This window comes from Rufibacter radiotolerans (assembly GCF_001078055.1).
GTDB lineage: Bacteria > Bacteroidota > Bacteroidia > Cytophagales > Hymenobacteraceae > Nibribacter > Nibribacter radiotolerans.
Genome location: NZ_CP010777.1, coordinates 4751048 through 4766594 on the forward strand (window position 1 = coordinate 4751048; position 15547 = coordinate 4766594).

At 48.2% G+C, this 15547-nt stretch carries 16 protein-coding genes; 6 read left to right on the forward strand and 10 right to left on the reverse strand.

Annotated elements, in window-relative coordinates; genetic code table 11:
- Positions 1-50: 50 nt before the first annotated feature.
- The 4 genes from gldD to mutY form a co-directional block, all read right to left on the reverse strand.
- A complete protein-coding gene (gene gldD / locus TH63_RS19410) occupies positions 51-650 on the reverse strand; it encodes a gliding motility lipoprotein GldD (protein WP_048922418.1) in 600 nt (199 codons plus the stop codon).
- Positions 637-1929: a transporter associated domain-containing protein gene (locus TH63_RS19880; RefSeq protein ID WP_076606549.1), complete on the reverse strand. Its 1293-nt coding sequence runs from the start codon at positions 1927-1929 to the stop codon at positions 637-639. The genes gldD and TH63_RS19880 overlap by 14 nt, the downstream gene beginning before the upstream one ends.
- Before the next feature lie 95 nt (positions 1930-2024).
- Complete coding sequence (locus TH63_RS19420) at positions 2025-2513, reverse strand: single-stranded DNA-binding protein (protein ID WP_048922419.1); 489 nt, start codon at positions 2511-2513, stop codon at positions 2025-2027.
- A gap of 45 nt (positions 2514-2558) precedes the next feature.
- Complete coding sequence (gene mutY / locus TH63_RS19425) at positions 2559-3635, reverse strand: A/G-specific adenine glycosylase (RefSeq protein ID WP_048922420.1); 1077 nt, start codon at positions 3633-3635, stop codon at positions 2559-2561.
- Positions 3636-3824: 189 nt separating this feature from the next.
- Between mutY and TH63_RS19430 the strand changes: the two genes are divergently transcribed.
- The 3 genes from TH63_RS19430 to TH63_RS19440 all read left to right on the forward strand — a co-directional run bounded on the left by TH63_RS19430 (position 3825) and on the right by TH63_RS19440 (position 6895).
- The gene (locus TH63_RS19430; protein ID WP_048922421.1) at positions 3825-4130 is read left to right on the forward strand and encodes an HU family DNA-binding protein; all 306 of its coding nucleotides are present in this window, start codon (positions 3825-3827) and stop codon (positions 4128-4130) included.
- 60 nt (positions 4131-4190) lie between these two features.
- Positions 4191-5072, forward strand: coding sequence for a tetratricopeptide repeat protein (locus tag TH63_RS19435; protein ID WP_048922422.1), 882 nt, complete (start codon positions 4191-4193; stop codon positions 5070-5072).
- Between the two features lie 218 nt (positions 5073-5290).
- On the forward strand, positions 5291-6895 hold the full coding sequence (locus TH63_RS19440; RefSeq protein WP_048922423.1) for an Rne/Rng family ribonuclease: 1605 nt from the start codon (positions 5291-5293) through the stop codon (positions 6893-6895).
- A 114-nt stretch (positions 6896-7009) separates the two neighbouring features.
- On the opposite strand, the gene TH63_RS19445 is transcribed toward TH63_RS19440, so the two are convergent.
- Complete coding sequence (locus TH63_RS19445) at positions 7010-7693, reverse strand: porin family protein (protein ID WP_197088600.1); 684 nt, start codon at positions 7691-7693, stop codon at positions 7010-7012.
- 68 nt (positions 7694-7761) lie between these two features.
- Between TH63_RS19445 and gldB the strand changes: the two genes are divergently transcribed.
- Positions 7762-8751 (forward strand): gliding motility lipoprotein GldB, encoded by a 990-nt coding sequence (gene gldB, locus TH63_RS19450; RefSeq protein ID WP_048922425.1) that lies wholly within the window; start codon positions 7762-7764, stop codon positions 8749-8751.
- A 180-nt stretch (positions 8752-8931) separates the two neighbouring features.
- Entirely contained in the window at positions 8932-10131 is a 1200-nt protein-coding gene (locus tag TH63_RS19455) for a glycosyltransferase family 4 protein (protein WP_048922426.1), read from the forward strand.
- 40 nt (positions 10132-10171) lie between these two features.
- Here the strand turns inward: TH63_RS19455 and TH63_RS19460 are convergent, their stop codons facing one another.
- The 3 genes from TH63_RS19460 to nth form a co-directional block, all read right to left on the reverse strand.
- On the reverse strand, positions 10172-10510 hold the full coding sequence (locus TH63_RS19460; protein ID WP_048922427.1) for a hypothetical protein: 339 nt from the start codon (positions 10508-10510) through the stop codon (positions 10172-10174).
- 614 nt (positions 10511-11124) lie between these two features.
- Positions 11125-11898 carry an RHS repeat domain-containing protein gene (locus TH63_RS19470; protein ID WP_048922429.1) on the reverse strand — a complete coding sequence of 258 codons (774 nt, stop codon included), beginning with the start codon at positions 11896-11898 and terminating at the stop codon, positions 11125-11127.
- A gap of 157 nt (positions 11899-12055) precedes the next feature.
- Positions 12056-12730: an endonuclease III gene (gene nth, locus TH63_RS19475; RefSeq protein ID WP_048922430.1), complete on the reverse strand. Its 675-nt coding sequence runs from the start codon at positions 12728-12730 to the stop codon at positions 12056-12058.
- Positions 12731-13245: 515 nt separating this feature from the next.
- Between nth and TH63_RS19480 the strand changes: the two genes are divergently transcribed.
- Entirely contained in the window at positions 13246-14325 is a 1080-nt protein-coding gene (locus TH63_RS19480; protein WP_048922431.1) for a sensor histidine kinase, read from the forward strand.
- A gap of 149 nt (positions 14326-14474) precedes the next feature.
- Here the strand turns inward: TH63_RS19480 and TH63_RS19485 are convergent, their stop codons facing one another.
- Complete coding sequence (locus TH63_RS19485; RefSeq protein ID WP_048922432.1) at positions 14475-14705, reverse strand: anti-sigma factor; 231 nt, start codon at positions 14703-14705, stop codon at positions 14475-14477.
- Entirely contained in the window at positions 14680-15279 is a 600-nt protein-coding gene (locus TH63_RS19490) for an RNA polymerase sigma factor (protein ID WP_048922433.1), read from the reverse strand. The genes TH63_RS19485 and TH63_RS19490 overlap by 26 nt, the downstream gene beginning before the upstream one ends.
- Positions 15280-15547 lie beyond the last annotated feature (268 nt).

Here is a 15547-nt window from a genome sequence, read left to right on the forward strand (position 1 = left end):
AACCTGTTTTAAGCACGTTTTTCCAAAAACAGGCCTGAAACAGAAAGTCTTTACTTCACCTGATCAGTCCAGTGCAGCGTATTCAACAAATGCACAGCGTCTTTTTTAAGGTACTCAATCACGGGCGCCAAAGAGTCATTAGAGGTAGCGGTTCTGAAGTAGAGAGCACCCCTAAAGAAGTGCTTGGTGCTGTCAGTGAGGTAGAACTGGAACTGGCTGGGTACCTCGCCTTGAAGCTCAAAGACGCTGGCGGTAATGCCGGTAGGCGTCTTGATCTGGCTTTCCTCAATGGCGTAGGCCTTGATCTGGTGGCGGCTGGTAAGCTTGCGGGCATCTTCTACTAGGTCATTGAACTTCTTGGGGTCCTGGTTAAAATTCTTGTACGTGATCTGGATATTGGCCTTGAACTGTGGGTAATACAGGTCTATCCAATGTGGCTCTGCTATGCGCGAAGAGTCTTTCAGGACTTTGGCATAGACCGAATGTTCAAAGGTGTAAGGGTGCCGCTCCTGCAGGGGCTGGTATTTGGCAACAGGTAAGTCAATGCGGTTAAAGCCTTTGGGTTTGGGCGTGTACTCTTCGGCGCAGCCGGTGAACAGAAGAAGTCCGCAAAGGGCGGTAAAAAGGAGAAGCGGGTTATTCTTTTTCATTCTGCGGATGGGTCACAATTTCATGCACCCGTATTTTCTTTATTTTCTTACTGTCTGCGGACTCAATATGGAAAAGATAGGGCCCAAACTGGATCTCCTCCCCGGTATGTGGAATGCGGGAAAACAGCCGTAACATCAATCCTGCCACCGATTCCACCTCGTTCTTTACGTCTTTCATGAGGTCGGTGGGCGGGTCTACTATCTTGCTGAAATCATGCAACGAGGTGCGGCCCTCAAACAGGAACGTGTGCTCGTCCAGTTGCGTGTAGTAGCGGTCTTCCTCCTCGTCCAGTTCATCATGAATCTCGCCCACAATCTCTTCAATTACGTCTTCCAGGGTAAGCAGGCCGGTGGTGTCACCGTACTCGTTCACCACAATGGCCATGTGCACGCGGCGCTCCTGAAACTCGCGCAGCAGCTCATCTATCTTCTTGGTTTCCGGTACAAAGTACGGGGTTCTGATCAGGTTTTGCCAGACAAAATCAGCGGGGGCATTTAAATAAGGCAGAATATCTTTTACGTATAAAATGCCGTCAATCTTGTCCAGCCCTTCAGAATAGACCGGCACCCGGGAATAGCCCCACTGCTGAATCTGCTTGAGCAGCGCCGGGAAAGGCATGCGTCTCTGGAACGCAATCATGTCTGCCCGGGCGCGCATGATCTGCCGTACGGTAATAGAACTGAAGTTCACAATGGCTTTCAATAACCCCTTTTCCTGAGGAGAGGCAGGTTCAGTCGGTGTCTGTTCCAGAGAAAGCGAAAGCTCCTCTGTAGGGGAAGGCGCACCAAAAGCGGCCCGGGTACGCCAGGCCATTTTCTGCAATGGTAAAATGAGCCATACAAACGGGCTGCCCACCGCATAAATGCCAGAAAGCAGAGAAAGCAGGACAGGGGTAGCCGAGGCTTGCTGTCTGCGCTTGCCCCAGTCAGAGAAATATAAGCGGCCAGCCAGCAAGAGCACTGTCATCACCACTGTAGTGCCGGCATAAGCAAACCATTTGTCAATTCTGGCAAAGGTAAAGAACCGCGTCATGAGCACGTAGCCCAAGATGCCCAGCAGCAAATGAAGGGTGGTGGTTAAAAAAGCCCCGGCTAATAATAGCCGCTCAGGTTTCCTGAAAAAAGAAAAGGAAGCAAAAGCGGCGTCTGGCCTGGAGGCTTCAGCAGGATGGGTAGTGATAAAGGTCTGGAATGCGGATAAGGCCGCGGCAATGGCCAGGCTGCCCACGAAAGCGAGCAGAAAAAGGGCAGAAGGGGGAGCCCATTCTGCCGGAGGCAATGTTACAAGAGAGAGGTTTAAAAGAGAGCCCCAACTGGAGGGCTCTCCTAAAGATGGTATACTTCGCAAAACGCTACGTTTGGTTCAACAATTAATTAGAAGGGCAGATCATCTGGCTCTTCTTCATACACCGGTGGCTTTGAGCTGGCACCTTTGCTGGCTCCGGCGCTGCTTGCACTGGCGCCAGCGTTTGCGGTGTTAGAAGCTGCCTCATTGGCATAGCTTCCGCCACCCTGGTTTCCGCCGCCTTCCGGCTTGCCGCCCAGCATGGTCATGTTGTCGGCTACAATCTCGGTGCTGTACCGTTGCACGCCGTCTTTGTCCTGGTAGCTGTTAGTGCGTATTCTGCCTTCAATGTAGACAGACTGGCCTTTTTTTACATATTTCTCGGCTACTTCGGCCAGGCCGCGCCATACCACAATGTTGTGCCACTCGGTACGTTCCTGGCGTTCGCCGTTTTTGTCTTTGAACGTTTCTGAGGTAGCCAACGGGAAACGGGCCACAGCCACGCCGCCTTCTAAGTGACGCACTTCCGGGTCTTTGCCCAAGTTGCCAATTAAGATAACTTTATTAATGCTTGCCATAGAATATAATCTGGTGGTTCAATGTTGCTTTAGCTTATAAATATACTAAAAAAAGTGCTCTTCTAAAAAAGAAAGTATCAAAACCGGTTTAGGAATTTCTTCGGCCTGCGCCAGGGTATATAAGCCAAGCCCCAGAGACTCCTCGGTTTCCTCCCTTAAACGGTCATGGAGGGAAATCAGATAAAACTGCGCGAAAATTTTCTGGTGGCTCAGAATGTGCTTATACACCTTGCCGGTGCTGGAAAGGGTGATTTCCGGGAGGCCCAGTTGTTGCGCGGCCGCTTGCTGCAAGAGTTGCGGGTCTGGCTGCCGCGTGTCGGTCTCCACAGAAAAGAAGTCATAGAGCCCTTGCCAGATGTCATTGCCGGGGCGCTTTCTCAGGTACAACTGGCCGTTGTACTGCAGCACCAGGTAGTGCAGGAAACGCTCGCGCGAGCTTTTTGCTTTCTCTTTCACCGGCAATACATTCACCAGCCCATGCTGAAACGCAAAGCACTCCTGCTGCAGCGGGCAGAACAGGCAGTCAGGCGCCACCGGGGTGCACTGGATAGCCCCAAACTCCATAATGGCCTGGTTAAACGTGTCGGGTTGGTCTGCCGGAATAAGGGAATTGGCCAGTTCCTCAAAGACTTTCTTGCTGGCCGGGGCAGCAATGTTCTCATGCCGGCCAAACACCCGGGCCAGCACCCGGTACACGTTTCCGTCTAGCACGGCCACGCGCTCGCGGTAGGCAAAAGAGGCAATAGCGGCGGCCGTGTAACTGCCCACTCCCTTTAATTGTAACAAGCCCTGGTAACTTTCAGGAAACCGGCCTCCAAACGCAGAAGCCACCTGTTTGGCGGTTAAGTGCAGGTTTCTGGCCCGGGAGTAATAGCCCAAACCTTGCCAGAGACGCAATACTTCGTCTTCGGGGGCGTTTGCTAAGTCATGCACCGTAGGGAACCGCTCTATGAACTTAAGGTAGTAGGGGAGGCCCTGGCGCACGCGGGTTTGCTGGAGAATAATCTCAGAAAGCCAGATGGCGTAGGGGTCTGTGGTCTCACGCCAGGGCAAAGGCCGGTGGTGGCGGTGGTACCAGTCAATAAGGGTATTGCTAAAGAATAAGGGAGGATTAGTGGCCATGAAAAGGCTTTAACGTGTTGGTTTGCTGCTGTTACGCTGCCGTGAAACCAACAGATTTTTAAATAAATAGTTTTACTTTCCGAAAAGCCCGGTTACCTTTGTGCCCCGATTTCAGGGTGCTGTAGCAATACGGTAAACGTTTGTACAAACATATTCATCTTTACTTAATTACTTAAATCGTTTAATCAAGTGACTAAAGCAGAAGTTATATCAGAAATTGCGGATAAGACAGGGATTGAGAAATCTGATGTTGCGGCCACAGTAGAAGCATTTTTCAAAGTGGTGAAGGATTCAATGGCCGATGGTAATAACATTTACGTGCGTGGCTTTGGCAGCTTTGTGAATAAGAAGCGCGCTAAGAAAGTAGCCCGTAACATTTCCAAGAACACGTCTATCATCATTGATGAGCATTTTATCCCTTCCTTCAAACCGTCTAAGACGTTTGTAGCGAAGATTAAAAACAGCAAAAAGATCAAAGAAGCCGTAGTTTCTTAGTTTTTTGTACCTTTGCAGTCTTAACGTATTGTGTTTTAATTATTTCGGGTTATAAATTTTATGTCTAAAGGAAGGATAGCGCTTATTGTCTCTGCCGTGGTGCTGGCTGTTCTGATGGCTTTATTGCCCAAAGTAATCATAAACAAAGACAAAGGCGGACTTGCCACTGACGGAGTTGCCGCCAACCGCGACCAACCGGCGCATGACCCTAATCACCCGGGCCATGAAGACCACGCCGAGGAACCGGCTGCTCCAAAAGATGCTCACGCGGCGGCTTCGCCGGCCCAGTTGAAAAAGATCGCAGAGCTGCGGGTCAAATTCAACCAGGAGAGCAACCCCCAGGCAAAAGTGAAGGTAGCTGATGACCTGGCCAAAGAGTACATTGCCCTGGCCAGACATGACAGTGCCGGTTATTACTATGAGCAGGCTGCCCAGGTAAGACCCGGTGAGAAAAGCTTCCAGAAAGCCGCCGACCAATACTTTGAGGCGTTCACCTTTGCCGCCACCCAGGAGCGTTCTCAGGCGTTAGGCAACAAGGCGCAGGTGTTGTATGAGCAGGTGCTCAAGAACAACCCAGCCAACCTGGATGCCAAGACCAACCTGGCCATGACGTTTATTTCCAGCAGTAATCCCATGAAAGGCATTACCTTGCTGCGCGAAGTGATTGCCACGGACCCTAAAAACGAGAAAGCCCTGTTTAACCTGGGGGTACTGTCAATGCAGTCTAACCAGTATGACAAGGCGGTTGACCGGTTCAGGGAACTACTGGTAGTAAACCCGGCGCACGTAGACGGTACTTTCTATCTTGGGGTGGCCCTGGCAGAAACCGGCAAAAAGCAGGAGGCTCAAAAGGCGTTTCTGCGGGTAAAAGAACTCAGCAAAGAGCCTGAAGTGCAGGCCTCTGTAGACAGTTACCTGGAGAAACTCAAGAGCGCCAACTAAAAGAGAGTTAAAACATTATTCACTTATAAAAAATCAACACTATGCCTTGCGGTAAAAAAAGAAAAAGACATAAGATCTCTACTCACAAAAGAAAGAAGCGTCTTAGAAAGAATAGACATAAGAAAAAATAAGGCCTAGCCTTTGATTCTATAAGCCCACATTACCTCTTTTGGTAATGCTGGGCTTTGGTATATTCTTCCACTTAAGCATCTAAGACATTGAGTAACGAATTAATTATTAATTCTACTCAAGATGGAGAACGAATAGCCCTTCTTCAGGACAAGCGCTTGGTAGAGTATCATTTTGAGAAAGATGATGCCAACTACTCAGTAGGGGATATTTTTCTGGGAACCGTTAAAAAGGTGATGCCCGGTCTGAACGCAGCGTTCATAGACATTGGCTACACCAAAGACGCGTTCCTGCACTATCATGATTTAGGAGAGAACATCAAGACTCTCAATAAATACGTGAAGCTGGTGCAGACCCAGAAGAACACCACCTCTAAACTTGGCCCGATAAAATTTGAGCCCGAAATAGACAAACTGGGTAAGATGGCTGATGTCCTCAAAAAAGGACAGCAGCTCTTGGTACAGATTGTAAAAGAGCCAATTTCAACCAAGGGGCCCCGGCTTTCTTGCGAGATTTCCCTGGCGGGCCGTTACCTGGTGCTCGTGCCTTTCTCTAACACGGTAAGCGTGTCAAAGAAAATTGTGAGCAAAGAGGAACGTACGCGTCTAAAGCGCCTGATTACTTCCATTAAACCGGAAAACTTTGGCGTGATCATCCGTACTGTGGCCGAAGGCCGCGAAGTGGCGGAGTTAGACAAAGACCTCCGCACCATGGTGGCCACTTGGGAAGAAGGTATTGCCACTTTGCGTACCGCCAAAGAGCGGGATAAAGTGATAGGGGAGCTAGGACGCTCCTCCTCCATGTTGAGAGACATCTTAAATGAAAGCTTTGACAGCATTGTAGTAGACGACGAGAAGTTGTACAATGAGATCAAGACTTACATTGAGACCATAGCCCCGGATAAGCTGAAGATTCTGAAGCATTACACGGGCAAGGTGAAAACCTTTGAGCATTTTAACATTGAAAAGCAGCTGAAGTCCCTGTTTGGGAAGACAGTGAGCATACCGGGCGGCGGTTATCTGGTCATTGAGCACACAGAGGCCCTGCACGTAGTAGATGTGAACAGCGGTAACAAATCCAACACCGAGACGGACCAGGAAGCTACCGCGTTGAATGTGAATCTTACCGCGGCAAAAGAGGTAGCGCGTCAGCTACGCCTCCGGGACCTGGGCGGAATCATTGTAGTAGACTTTATTGACATGAAGTCTGCCGAGAACCGGCAAAAAGTGCAGGATGTGGTGAAAGAGGAGATGAAGAAAGACCGGTCTAAGTACACGGTGCTGCCTATCTCCAAATTCGGGCTCATGCAGATTACCCGCCAGCGCGTACGGCCTGAGCAAAACATTGTCACCGGAGAAGTATGCCCTACCTGCGGAGGCAGCGGCAAAATATCCGCCAGCATTCTGGTAACCGATGAGATAGATCAGACCATTGAAGATCTGCTCACCCGCCAGAACCAGAAAAACATTACGCTGTACGTGCATCCGTTCCTGCACGCGTACTACACCAAGGGCTTTATTTCCAAACAGCGGAAATGGTTCCTGAAACACTTTAAGTGGGTGCACGTGATGAAAGATACGGCCCTTGCCCTCACAGATTTCAAAGTGATGGATGAGCACGGCGACGAGATTGAGCTGAAATCAGCGTACACAGAAGTAAACGGGTTGCAAGACCGCGCCGTTGAAACTGAGTAAGACCTTATTCTAACCTGAAAATAAAAAGCCCCCGTTGTGAAACGGGGGCTTTTTCATGTAAAAGGCTTTCTGCTGTTTTGGGCCTGTTTTGGCCAAAACAAGCCCGAAACAGGTTTAGAACTTAAGGCCCAGGTCTACAGAGAACGTATTGTTTTTCAACTCCACTTTGTTGTCCTCAAAAATACCGGAGTAGAAATCATCATCCACATCGGTAAGGCCGCGCTGGTAAGAAAGACCGCCAAACACTTTGGTGCTTTCGCCTAACTGCCACTCTACGCCGGCGCCCAATAAGGCCCCAATCTCAAAGGTGTTAAAGCGCTTGGTGAATTTGTCACCGGAGTCATTGTCTACTTTCTTGTCGTTTACCTTAGCTGCCAGCAAGGTATTCAACGAGCCACCTGCCAGAAAATACACGCGGGTATCGGTGGCTACCTCATTGGTGAATAGCTTCAACGCTACGGGTATTTCTATGTACTGCAGGTTAATGTCATCGGAGTAAGGCTTTTTATCAAGGTCATTCGGCCCTTTGTATGAATAAGATACCTCGCCGCCTTTCACGTTGTAAAGCAAGCCAGTGCTGAACGCATAATTGGTCCCGAAGAAATAGTCAGCGATCACGCCCAAGCCAAACCCAACGCCGGCGCCTTCATTCTTGAAATTGTATTGGTCTTTGGCAATGGTGCGGGTAGAGGTAACCGAGGGGGATACTTTTACTCCAATCTCTACCTGAGCAGCGGCTTCCTGGGAGCAGAATAGGACGGTGGCCATGACCACGATCATGGAACTAATGCGAATCATCTTCATGAGGAAAGAAGGAATTAATGAATGTTACGTTAAATTTGTCCTAAAGATAAAGGAAGAAAAGGATGCGAGGCTACTTATTGCTGCTAACAGTATTGTTATTTTTTGGTTGTAAAAAAGAAGGCTGTCAGATTCCGGAGGAAATAGCAAAAATTCCAGTTGAGATTCAGGTGGAGCGGCTTGAAAAACCTTTCTTCCAGGTAAAGACCGTTCCTGAAATGCAGACCTTTCTGCGCCAGCAACCGCTGTTTGCCAATAAGTTTTTGCTCAAAGACAGGTACCCTTCTGAAGAGCTCATGGCCCAGAGCCTGCTGCGTCTGGCAACAGACACCAGCATTCATAAACTGGTAAAGGAGAGCGACCAGCGCTTTGGCGATTTCAAAGACGTGGAGCAGGAACTGGAGACCGGTTTCAAGCACGTGAAACATTACTACCCCGCCTTTCAGATTCCCAAAGTACAGACCTTTGTCTCCGGCCTTAGCCGTGATCTTCTGGTGAGCGACAGCCTGATAGTGCTGGGTCTGGACTTTTTCATCGGTAAAAAAGCCTCCTTCCGGCCGCAGGCCCCGCAGTACATTCTCAACCGTTACGAGAAAGAGAATCTGGTGCCGTCTGTCATGCTGCTGGTGTCCAACAAATTCAACAAAACTGATTTTGTGAACAAGGAGATGCTGGATGAGATGATTGACTACGGCAAGTCTTACTACTTTGTGGAGAAGGTGCTTCCCTGCACGCCAGATTCCTTGATTATGTGGTACTCCAGCAATGAACTGGCCGATGTGCAGTACAATGAGGGCAAGATCTGGGCGCACTTTATTGAGAAGGGCCTGTTGTATGAAACCAGTCAGTTTACCATCAGGAAATATATTGGCGAACGGCCTAACGTGCCCGAGATAAGTGAGCGCTGCCCGGGTAGGGTAGGAGCCTGGGTTGGCTGGCAGATTGTGCGCAAGTACATGGAGAACAACCCTGAAGTCACACTGCAGCAACTCATGCGGGAAAAGAACGCCCGCAAGATCCTTGAGCAGTCTAAATACAAGCCGCAGAAGAAGTAAGAGCGTAGCAGGTAGCACGTATCGAGTAGCACGATATCTATCAACGCTCCTCTTTTTTTCTTGGGTAATGCTTATTTCTTGCGGTCTCCGGAAATGGGCTTTAGAGTCAAATTTTCCGTTTTGGGCCTGTTTTTCTGAAAACAGGCCCAAAACACCTTTCTTTTTCCTGTTAGCTAATCCATGCACATCGCGCTGTTTCACCAGTACCACCATAACCCAGACTGCCCCGCTACGTGCCGGCATTATACGTTTATGGCCGAACTGGCGAAAAGGCACCAGATCACGCTCATCACCTCCAACGCCTGGGAAAGTAAACGCCTCACGCACTTGTATGATTGGGTGCCGCCGGGCGTGGAGTTAATTTCTATTGATGGGCCCTACCATAACAAAATGGGCGTGGTGCAGCGGCTGCAGTCGTTCGGGTCTTTTGCGGCGCAGGCGCTGGTGAAAGGACTCAAAATGCCCAAGCCCGATGTGATCTGGGGCGTCTCTACGCCCTTGACTACGGCCTGGGCGGCTGGTAAAGTGGCAGCCCTAAGACGGGTGCCTTGGGTATTTGAGGTGCAGGACCTATGGCCATCTTTCCCTATCCAAATGGGAGCCGTTCCTTCCAAATTAGCGCAGCGGCAGTTATACCAGATGGAAGCCTCTTTGTACAGGCAAGCAGCCCATATCATTCCGCTTTCCCCGGATATGGAGCAGTATATAGTAGACAAAGGTATCCCACGCGATAAGCTTACCATCCTGGTAAACGGCACGGATATTCCGGCCCAGCCTATGGCCCCATTAGAACAGGAAGCCCTGCGCAGGCAATGGGGGCTGGAAGACAAGCAGGTGGTGTTGTATGCCGGTACCTACGGGCGGGCCAATGATATTCCTATGCTGGTACAAACTGCCAAACTCCTGCAAGACCACCCCCATATCTGCTTCGTGTTTACCGGACAGGGGTATGATGCGCCTTTGCTAGAGGAAGCGGCCCGGCAGCAGCAGAACATCGTTCTCCTTCCGCCGCAACCGCGTCATGCCGTGTTCAACCTCTTTTCTATAGCGGCGGTGTCTGTGGTGTCGTTTATTGACCTACCCGTGCTGGAGGCCAATTCGCCGGGCAAGCTTTTTGATAGCCTGGCCGTGGGCACGCCCGTGGTGGTGACCAACCCGGGCTGGACCAAAAAGTTGGTGGAAGAGCACCACTGTGGCTGGTACGTTCCGGCTGGCGGCGCTGAGACCCTGGCTACTTCTTTGGTGCAACACCTGGGTAATGGGGAGAAGATGGCGGCCATGCGGGTGCAGGCTGCGCAGGTAGCAAAAGACCAGTTTGATCGGCTACAGATGGTGCCTCAGCTGGAAGACATCTTTGAGAAAGTAGTGCGGCAGCAGTAAAGTGTGCGGCCACAGGCTCGCCCTTGGTTTTTTGGTTTGGCTACGTCAGCAACCGGTAAACTAAGATGGCGCAGGCCACCAGGAAAATAGTGGTGTAAATTTCTTTGTTGTACCTGGCTAGCCAATTAGGAAGGTAAATATCAAAGTTGTCTTGTTGGGAATCTGAATATTTCCTGGCTATTAAAGTAATAGGGCAGAAACGGTTAAAAATCAATAACACCACCCCCTCCAAAATTACCAGCCCTACGCAAATCCAAACCCACTTGTCTATTTTATCTGCTATAACCGCGTATAGCAAGTAAAAGATGACTACATTAAAAAACACCCATATGAGCGTATGGATGATTTTTAGTAGGATAAGCTTTGGATTAGAAGCCATGCCTTTAACTAATTTGGGTTGCCACTAACGAACACGTGTAAATGGCGGTAAGTCCTTGAGCCGAGGCTGGCGTTAGTGCAATGCTGGCAAAAGTTGTTCTTTTGTACCGCCACTAATTTTAATTGATGATTTCCTGTTTTTGGCCACTTTTACAAAAAACAGGTCAAAAACGTACTCTAATTAATTTTAGCGAAAGATCTCTTCAATTTACTTCGCCTTTAACCTTGTAAATTTATCCGACGAAAATGATGTCAGCCGGATTTGTGTGACCTTTTCTTCTTGTTTTCCGAAATTCCTCGCATAAAGCTCCTGACACTGCCGAATGGCGAGAGAGAATGGAAAGCTACATAAAGGAAAGCTAAACCAACCAGAACTATTAGCCAGCCCCCAACTATATTAAGGCTTGAATCCCTATGAAGACCAATTATTGCTTTGTCCTTGATGATGAAGATTATTCCTTCTAATATCCATAGGGTAGAGAAGGTTAGCCAGCCAATAGCAGCCCAATTGAACTTGCCTTTTTCTTTATTCAATTCTGTTTTTTAATTACCAATGTACTTGTGTAACCGCCGGTGACAGCCGTAGGATGGATCTGACGGCTAGGTGTTATAATTCTACTTTTTCTTAACTACATAAAGAGTAGTGTAAGCTTCCTTGCTTAATGAGCCTTTCCAAGTGTCACTTACCAAAAGACCTTTTTCATCATAGGCATAATCTATAACCATAGAAACGCCATTTGATGATTTATCCTTTAGCTGTTTTAGCTTTCCTTCATTATTGTACTCGTAACTTTGTGTTATGGTAGTACCGCTAAAGTAGTCCTTGGTTTTCTTCTCAATAAGCTGTCTTCTGTCATTATACTTGTAGTTGACTTTCTCTTCTTTTCCAATTGTATTATTGGACTTGTCCTCTTGAGTTAAGTAAGAATTGCTGTCATACTGGTACACTGTGACAGAATTGCCAGAGGTGCCTGATTTTGTTGTTTCTTTTATCCTGTTCCCAGCAGTATCATAAGTATATGTCCAGGTAATATCAACTTCAGCACCATCAAAAAGCTCGGCTTTTATCAGTTGTCCCTGTGCGTTGTATTGGTGTTTTTTTGTTGAGTGAACTCCGTCTTCAGTATTATATCTAATGACTTCATCTAGTTGGCCTGAAGCATTGTATAGGTATTCTTCATTAAGGATAAAAGTACCATCTTTCTCTATTTCGCCTGCTTTGACTTTTACACCCTTCTCATTGAAAAACTCGATTAGTCTCTTGCCATCTGCGTCTACCACAGTTATAGTTTCAATTCCATGCTTCAGAATTTCCTCCTTAGATATTTCTTGTGAATAGGCTATTTGAAATATTAAAAGACCCAAGATGAGGATTAGTGTTGTTTTCATTAAGAATTTTATAATACCACTCAACTAGCTGCTAAACAGAATTGTATTCGGTTTGCCTGCCATAATCTACAGATAAACTGAATAAAACCCTTTATCCCTTGAGAGAAAAGGTTATTCCTGTTTTGAGCATGATTTACCAAAAACAGGCCTAAAACAGCTACAGCTTGTTCTCTGGGTCATCTGGTTTGTTGGGCCAGTTCTTTTGGTAGTAGGAGCAGAAGTGGGTGAGGGGGCAGCGTTCGCATTGTGGGGTGCGGGCCAAGCAGATGTAGCGGCCGTGCAAAATAAGCCAGTGGTGGGCTTTGGGCACCAGGTCTACGGGTATGTGCTGGAGCAGCTCTTTCTCTACTTCCAGCGGGGTGCGGGCTTTGGCGCTCACCAGGCCCAACCGTTTAGAGACCCTGAACACGTGCGTGTCTACGGCCATGGCAGGCATGTTAAAGATCACCGACGAGATGACGTTGGCGGTTTTGCGGCCCACGCCCGGCAGCTGCTGGAGTTCTTCCATAGTGCTGGGCACCTCGCCGCCGAAGCGCTCTACCAGCATCTTACCCAGGCCGGCCAGGTGCTTGGCCTTGTTGTTAGGGTAAGAGATGCTTTTAATAAAAGGGAAGATTTCGTCAGAAGTAGCGGAGGCCAATACTTCGGCCGAGGGGTAGGCTTCAAACAGCGCCGGCGTGACCAGGTTCACCCGTTTGTCGGTGCACTGGGCGCTTAAGACTACGGCCAGGAGCAATTCATAGGGCGTGCGGTAGTCCAGTTCCGTTTCTGGTTCTGGAAAATGCTCTGTGAAATAGGAGATGAGGTGCCGGTACCGTTCTGGCTTTCGCATATAAAAAAATTTATCCTTTACGTATTCAGATCATCTTTAAAACCTGCCTAAGTGGTATCTAAAGCGTGTTGATGAATACTATGTTTGATTAATATCCTGTCTTTATTTCCCTGTAAACGGATAGTAAGTATTTCTAATCTTATAAAGAGAAGCTATTCCTTTACAGCGCTCCTACAGAAGCCGGTCCAAAAAGGTAATGATAAGCGCTATACGCGTTAGCCCAAACACCAAAGGGTTTAACGCAAAGATAGGCGCAAAAAAGGTCTGGTCCTTACCAGGTAAAAGGCGCTCTTGACCTAACCCAACAGCGTTACATATACCAATGTCGCAAACACTCCATTCAGCTACAAATGGCTTATAAGAATAAGCTTTGTAACCGCATTACCGTCAAAGTTTTAAAAACGTTTAATAACCCATGCAACCAAATTTGAGTTGAACTCGAATACGGGAACCTTGGCAGTAGTAGGGCCTACAAGGAGCCACACCTATAATCAGATACATATCCAGGATCACCCATGGGGAAACCAGCCAAGAATACGGAGGCACATAATAAGATAATCGTGTTGAATGATGAGTTGGAGAACTATTTCAGCAACACCATCATCCCGCAACTTTTCGTGGATGGCAATATGATCCTCCGGAAGTTCACCCCAGCCGCCATGACCCATTTTAGCCTCTCAGACAGCGATGTAGGCAGGCACATAAATGAGGTAGCGAACAATATCCGCTTCCCTACCATCATTGAGAACATAGAGGAGGTGATAGCCAGCAGCAAAAGCCTGGAAAAGGACATCCAGACCACTGACAGGAAATGGTACCAGATGAACATCCTGCCTTACCTCATCAGGAAAGAGAACCGGGCGAATGGCGTCATCATCACCTTTGTAGACATAGACGACCGTGTCCAGGTCTTAACCGGGTATGAAAAGCTGAACAAGAGTTACCAGACCATTATCTTTTCTGTCTCACATGATGTAAGGGGGCCGCTGGTAAGTATGGGCAACCTGGTAAGCCTCCTCAAAGACCCTTCCTGTAGCAAGGAAGACTCCCGGGAGATACTGGACCTGTTGAGCCGGTCGGCAGAGAATGTCCTGAAAACGGTAACGGAGCTAACGGACATCAGGGAAAGCGACACTGATTTTGCCAATGCCGCTGAGCGCGTGAATATTGAGAACCTGATAGAAGAAGCGCAGCTTGCCCTCAAAGACAAGATCCACGACTCCGGTGCCAAGGTCAGTACCGACATCCACAAATCAGAGGTAAACCTTTCCCGCAAGAACGTAAGAAGTATTGTCTACAACCTGCTGAGCAATGCCATCAAGTACAAGGCACCAGGCAGGCCGCCAGAGGTGTGCATTAAAACGGAGAGTGCCGGTGAATACACCGTGCTTTCCGTAACCGACAACGGGCGTGGCTTTGCCGAAGACAAGAAAGGATTGATCTTTGAACGCCACACCAGGCTGGAAGAGGACGAGGACGGCAGCGGGTTGGGGTTGTATATAGTAAAGAACATGGTGGAAGAGGAAGGCGGTAAGATTGAGGTGGAGACTGCCTTAGGTCAAGGCTCCACCTTTAAAGTATATTTCAAGGCATAGCAGTGCCCAGACTGGCGGTTACCGGTTCAGGCCCACCTATTCAAATCCTGTTACCTTACCTCAGCGGGAAACCGTACCCAGAACAGACTAAAAGCAAAGAAGCCCTGCCTACAGTTGTAGACAGGGCTTCTTTGATAAGAAGGGTACAATTACGGATGCAAACTCACAGATTTGGAGTAACTAATGATAGCGTTGGTGACCCGGTCACTAGGTTGGGTCAGGGCGTCCTCCAGGCGTAGCTGGGTGAGGAGCAGGTCGGCACAGCACTCGGCCAGATCCTGGTCCACCATTAAGGCTTCTTCCAGGGCTAGACGCTGCTTTTTGGGCAGTTCGTTGTAAAGGTACTGTACAAGATCATGTTGAGTAAAGGTTTTGGTCATAGGCTGTTTTATCAATGGACATTTTTTTCCGCAAATTGATTAATGCGTATCTCATTCTGCCCAATGCGGTGTTAATACTAACACCAGTAGCCTCTGCAATCTCCTGGAAGCTCATGTCTGCATAGTGGCGCATAATCAGCACCTCTTTCTGTGCCGGCGGTAACTGTTGAATCAGTTCACGCAGGTGGGCATGGGTTTCCTCTTTGATCCTCACAGATTCCACAGACTCCTCAGAGAAGCTCAACGTGTTAAACACATTGCTGCCATCTTCCAGGGTAATCAACGGACTCCGTTTCTCCCGGCGGAAATAATCAATTGCCAAGTTATGGGCGATACGGCAGATCCAGGATGAAAATTTTCCTTCTTCGTTGTAACGGCCGCCTTTCATGGTATGGATCGCCTTCACAAACGTTTCCTGTAGCAGGTCTTCGGCTGTGTAGGTATCCTTTACTATAAGCAGGACGGTAGTATAAACTTTGCTTTTGTGGCGGCTAACCAATTCCTCAAATGCGCTCTCGTTACCAGCGATATACGACGATACTAATGCCGAATCGTTAAGCTGTACTGTATTCATCTAAATCTACAAATAAGGTAACGTAGAGGTCTAGGCCATATTGTGAGGTTAGCGTTATTAGATAGGTTTTATTATGATCAAATATAGAAAACGAGCCTTTCAAAAGCAAAGGGTGGAAAGCTCTTTGACTGTTAAATTTTTTCTGGTTTCGGGTTACTTTCTCAAAATCAGGCTTAAAACAGAAGCCTGCGGTAGAAAATAATCCTCAAATACTGCACCAAAAAAGTTTTTAAACTGTTGGTGGTCGGCAAAAATAGGGACATGTGGA

Bases quoted from the DNA above. Each gene is read 5' to 3' on its own strand.
- gldD (WP_048922418.1), bottom strand. From the start codon at position 650: ATGAAAAAGAATAACCCGCTTCTCCTTTTTACCGCCCTTTGCGGACTT.
- TH63_RS19420 (WP_048922419.1), bottom strand. From the start codon at position 2,513: ATGGCAAGCATTAATAAAGTTATCTTAATTGGCAACTTGGGCAAAGAC.
- mutY (WP_048922420.1), bottom strand. From the start codon at position 3,635: ATGGCCACTAATCCTCCCTTATTCTTTAGCAATACCCTTATTGACTGG.
- TH63_RS19435 (WP_048922422.1), top strand. From the start codon at position 4,191: ATGTCTAAAGGAAGGATAGCGCTTATTGTCTCTGCCGTGGTGCTGGCT.
- TH63_RS19445 (WP_197088600.1), bottom strand. From the start codon at position 7,693: ATGATTCGCATTAGTTCCATGATCGTGGTCATGGCCACCGTCCTATTC.
- gldB (WP_048922425.1), top strand. From the start codon at position 7,762: ATGCGAGGCTACTTATTGCTGCTAACAGTATTGTTATTTTTTGGTTGT.
- TH63_RS19455 (WP_048922426.1), top strand. From the start codon at position 8,932: ATGCACATCGCGCTGTTTCACCAGTACCACCATAACCCAGACTGCCCC.
- TH63_RS19460 (WP_048922427.1), bottom strand. From the start codon at position 10,510: ATGGCTTCTAATCCAAAGCTTATCCTACTAAAAATCATCCATACGCTC.
- TH63_RS19470 (WP_048922429.1), bottom strand. From the start codon at position 11,898: ATGAAAACAACACTAATCCTCATCTTGGGTCTTTTAATATTTCAAATA.
- nth (WP_048922430.1), bottom strand. From the start codon at position 12,730: ATGCGAAAGCCAGAACGGTACCGGCACCTCATCTCCTATTTCACAGAG.
- TH63_RS19480 (WP_048922431.1), top strand. From the start codon at position 13,246: ATGGGGAAACCAGCCAAGAATACGGAGGCACATAATAAGATAATCGTG.
- TH63_RS19485 (WP_048922432.1), bottom strand. From the start codon at position 14,705: ATGACCAAAACCTTTACTCAACATGATCTTGTACAGTACCTTTACAAC.
- TH63_RS19490 (WP_048922433.1), bottom strand. From the start codon at position 15,279: ATGAATACAGTACAGCTTAACGATTCGGCATTAGTATCGTCGTATATC.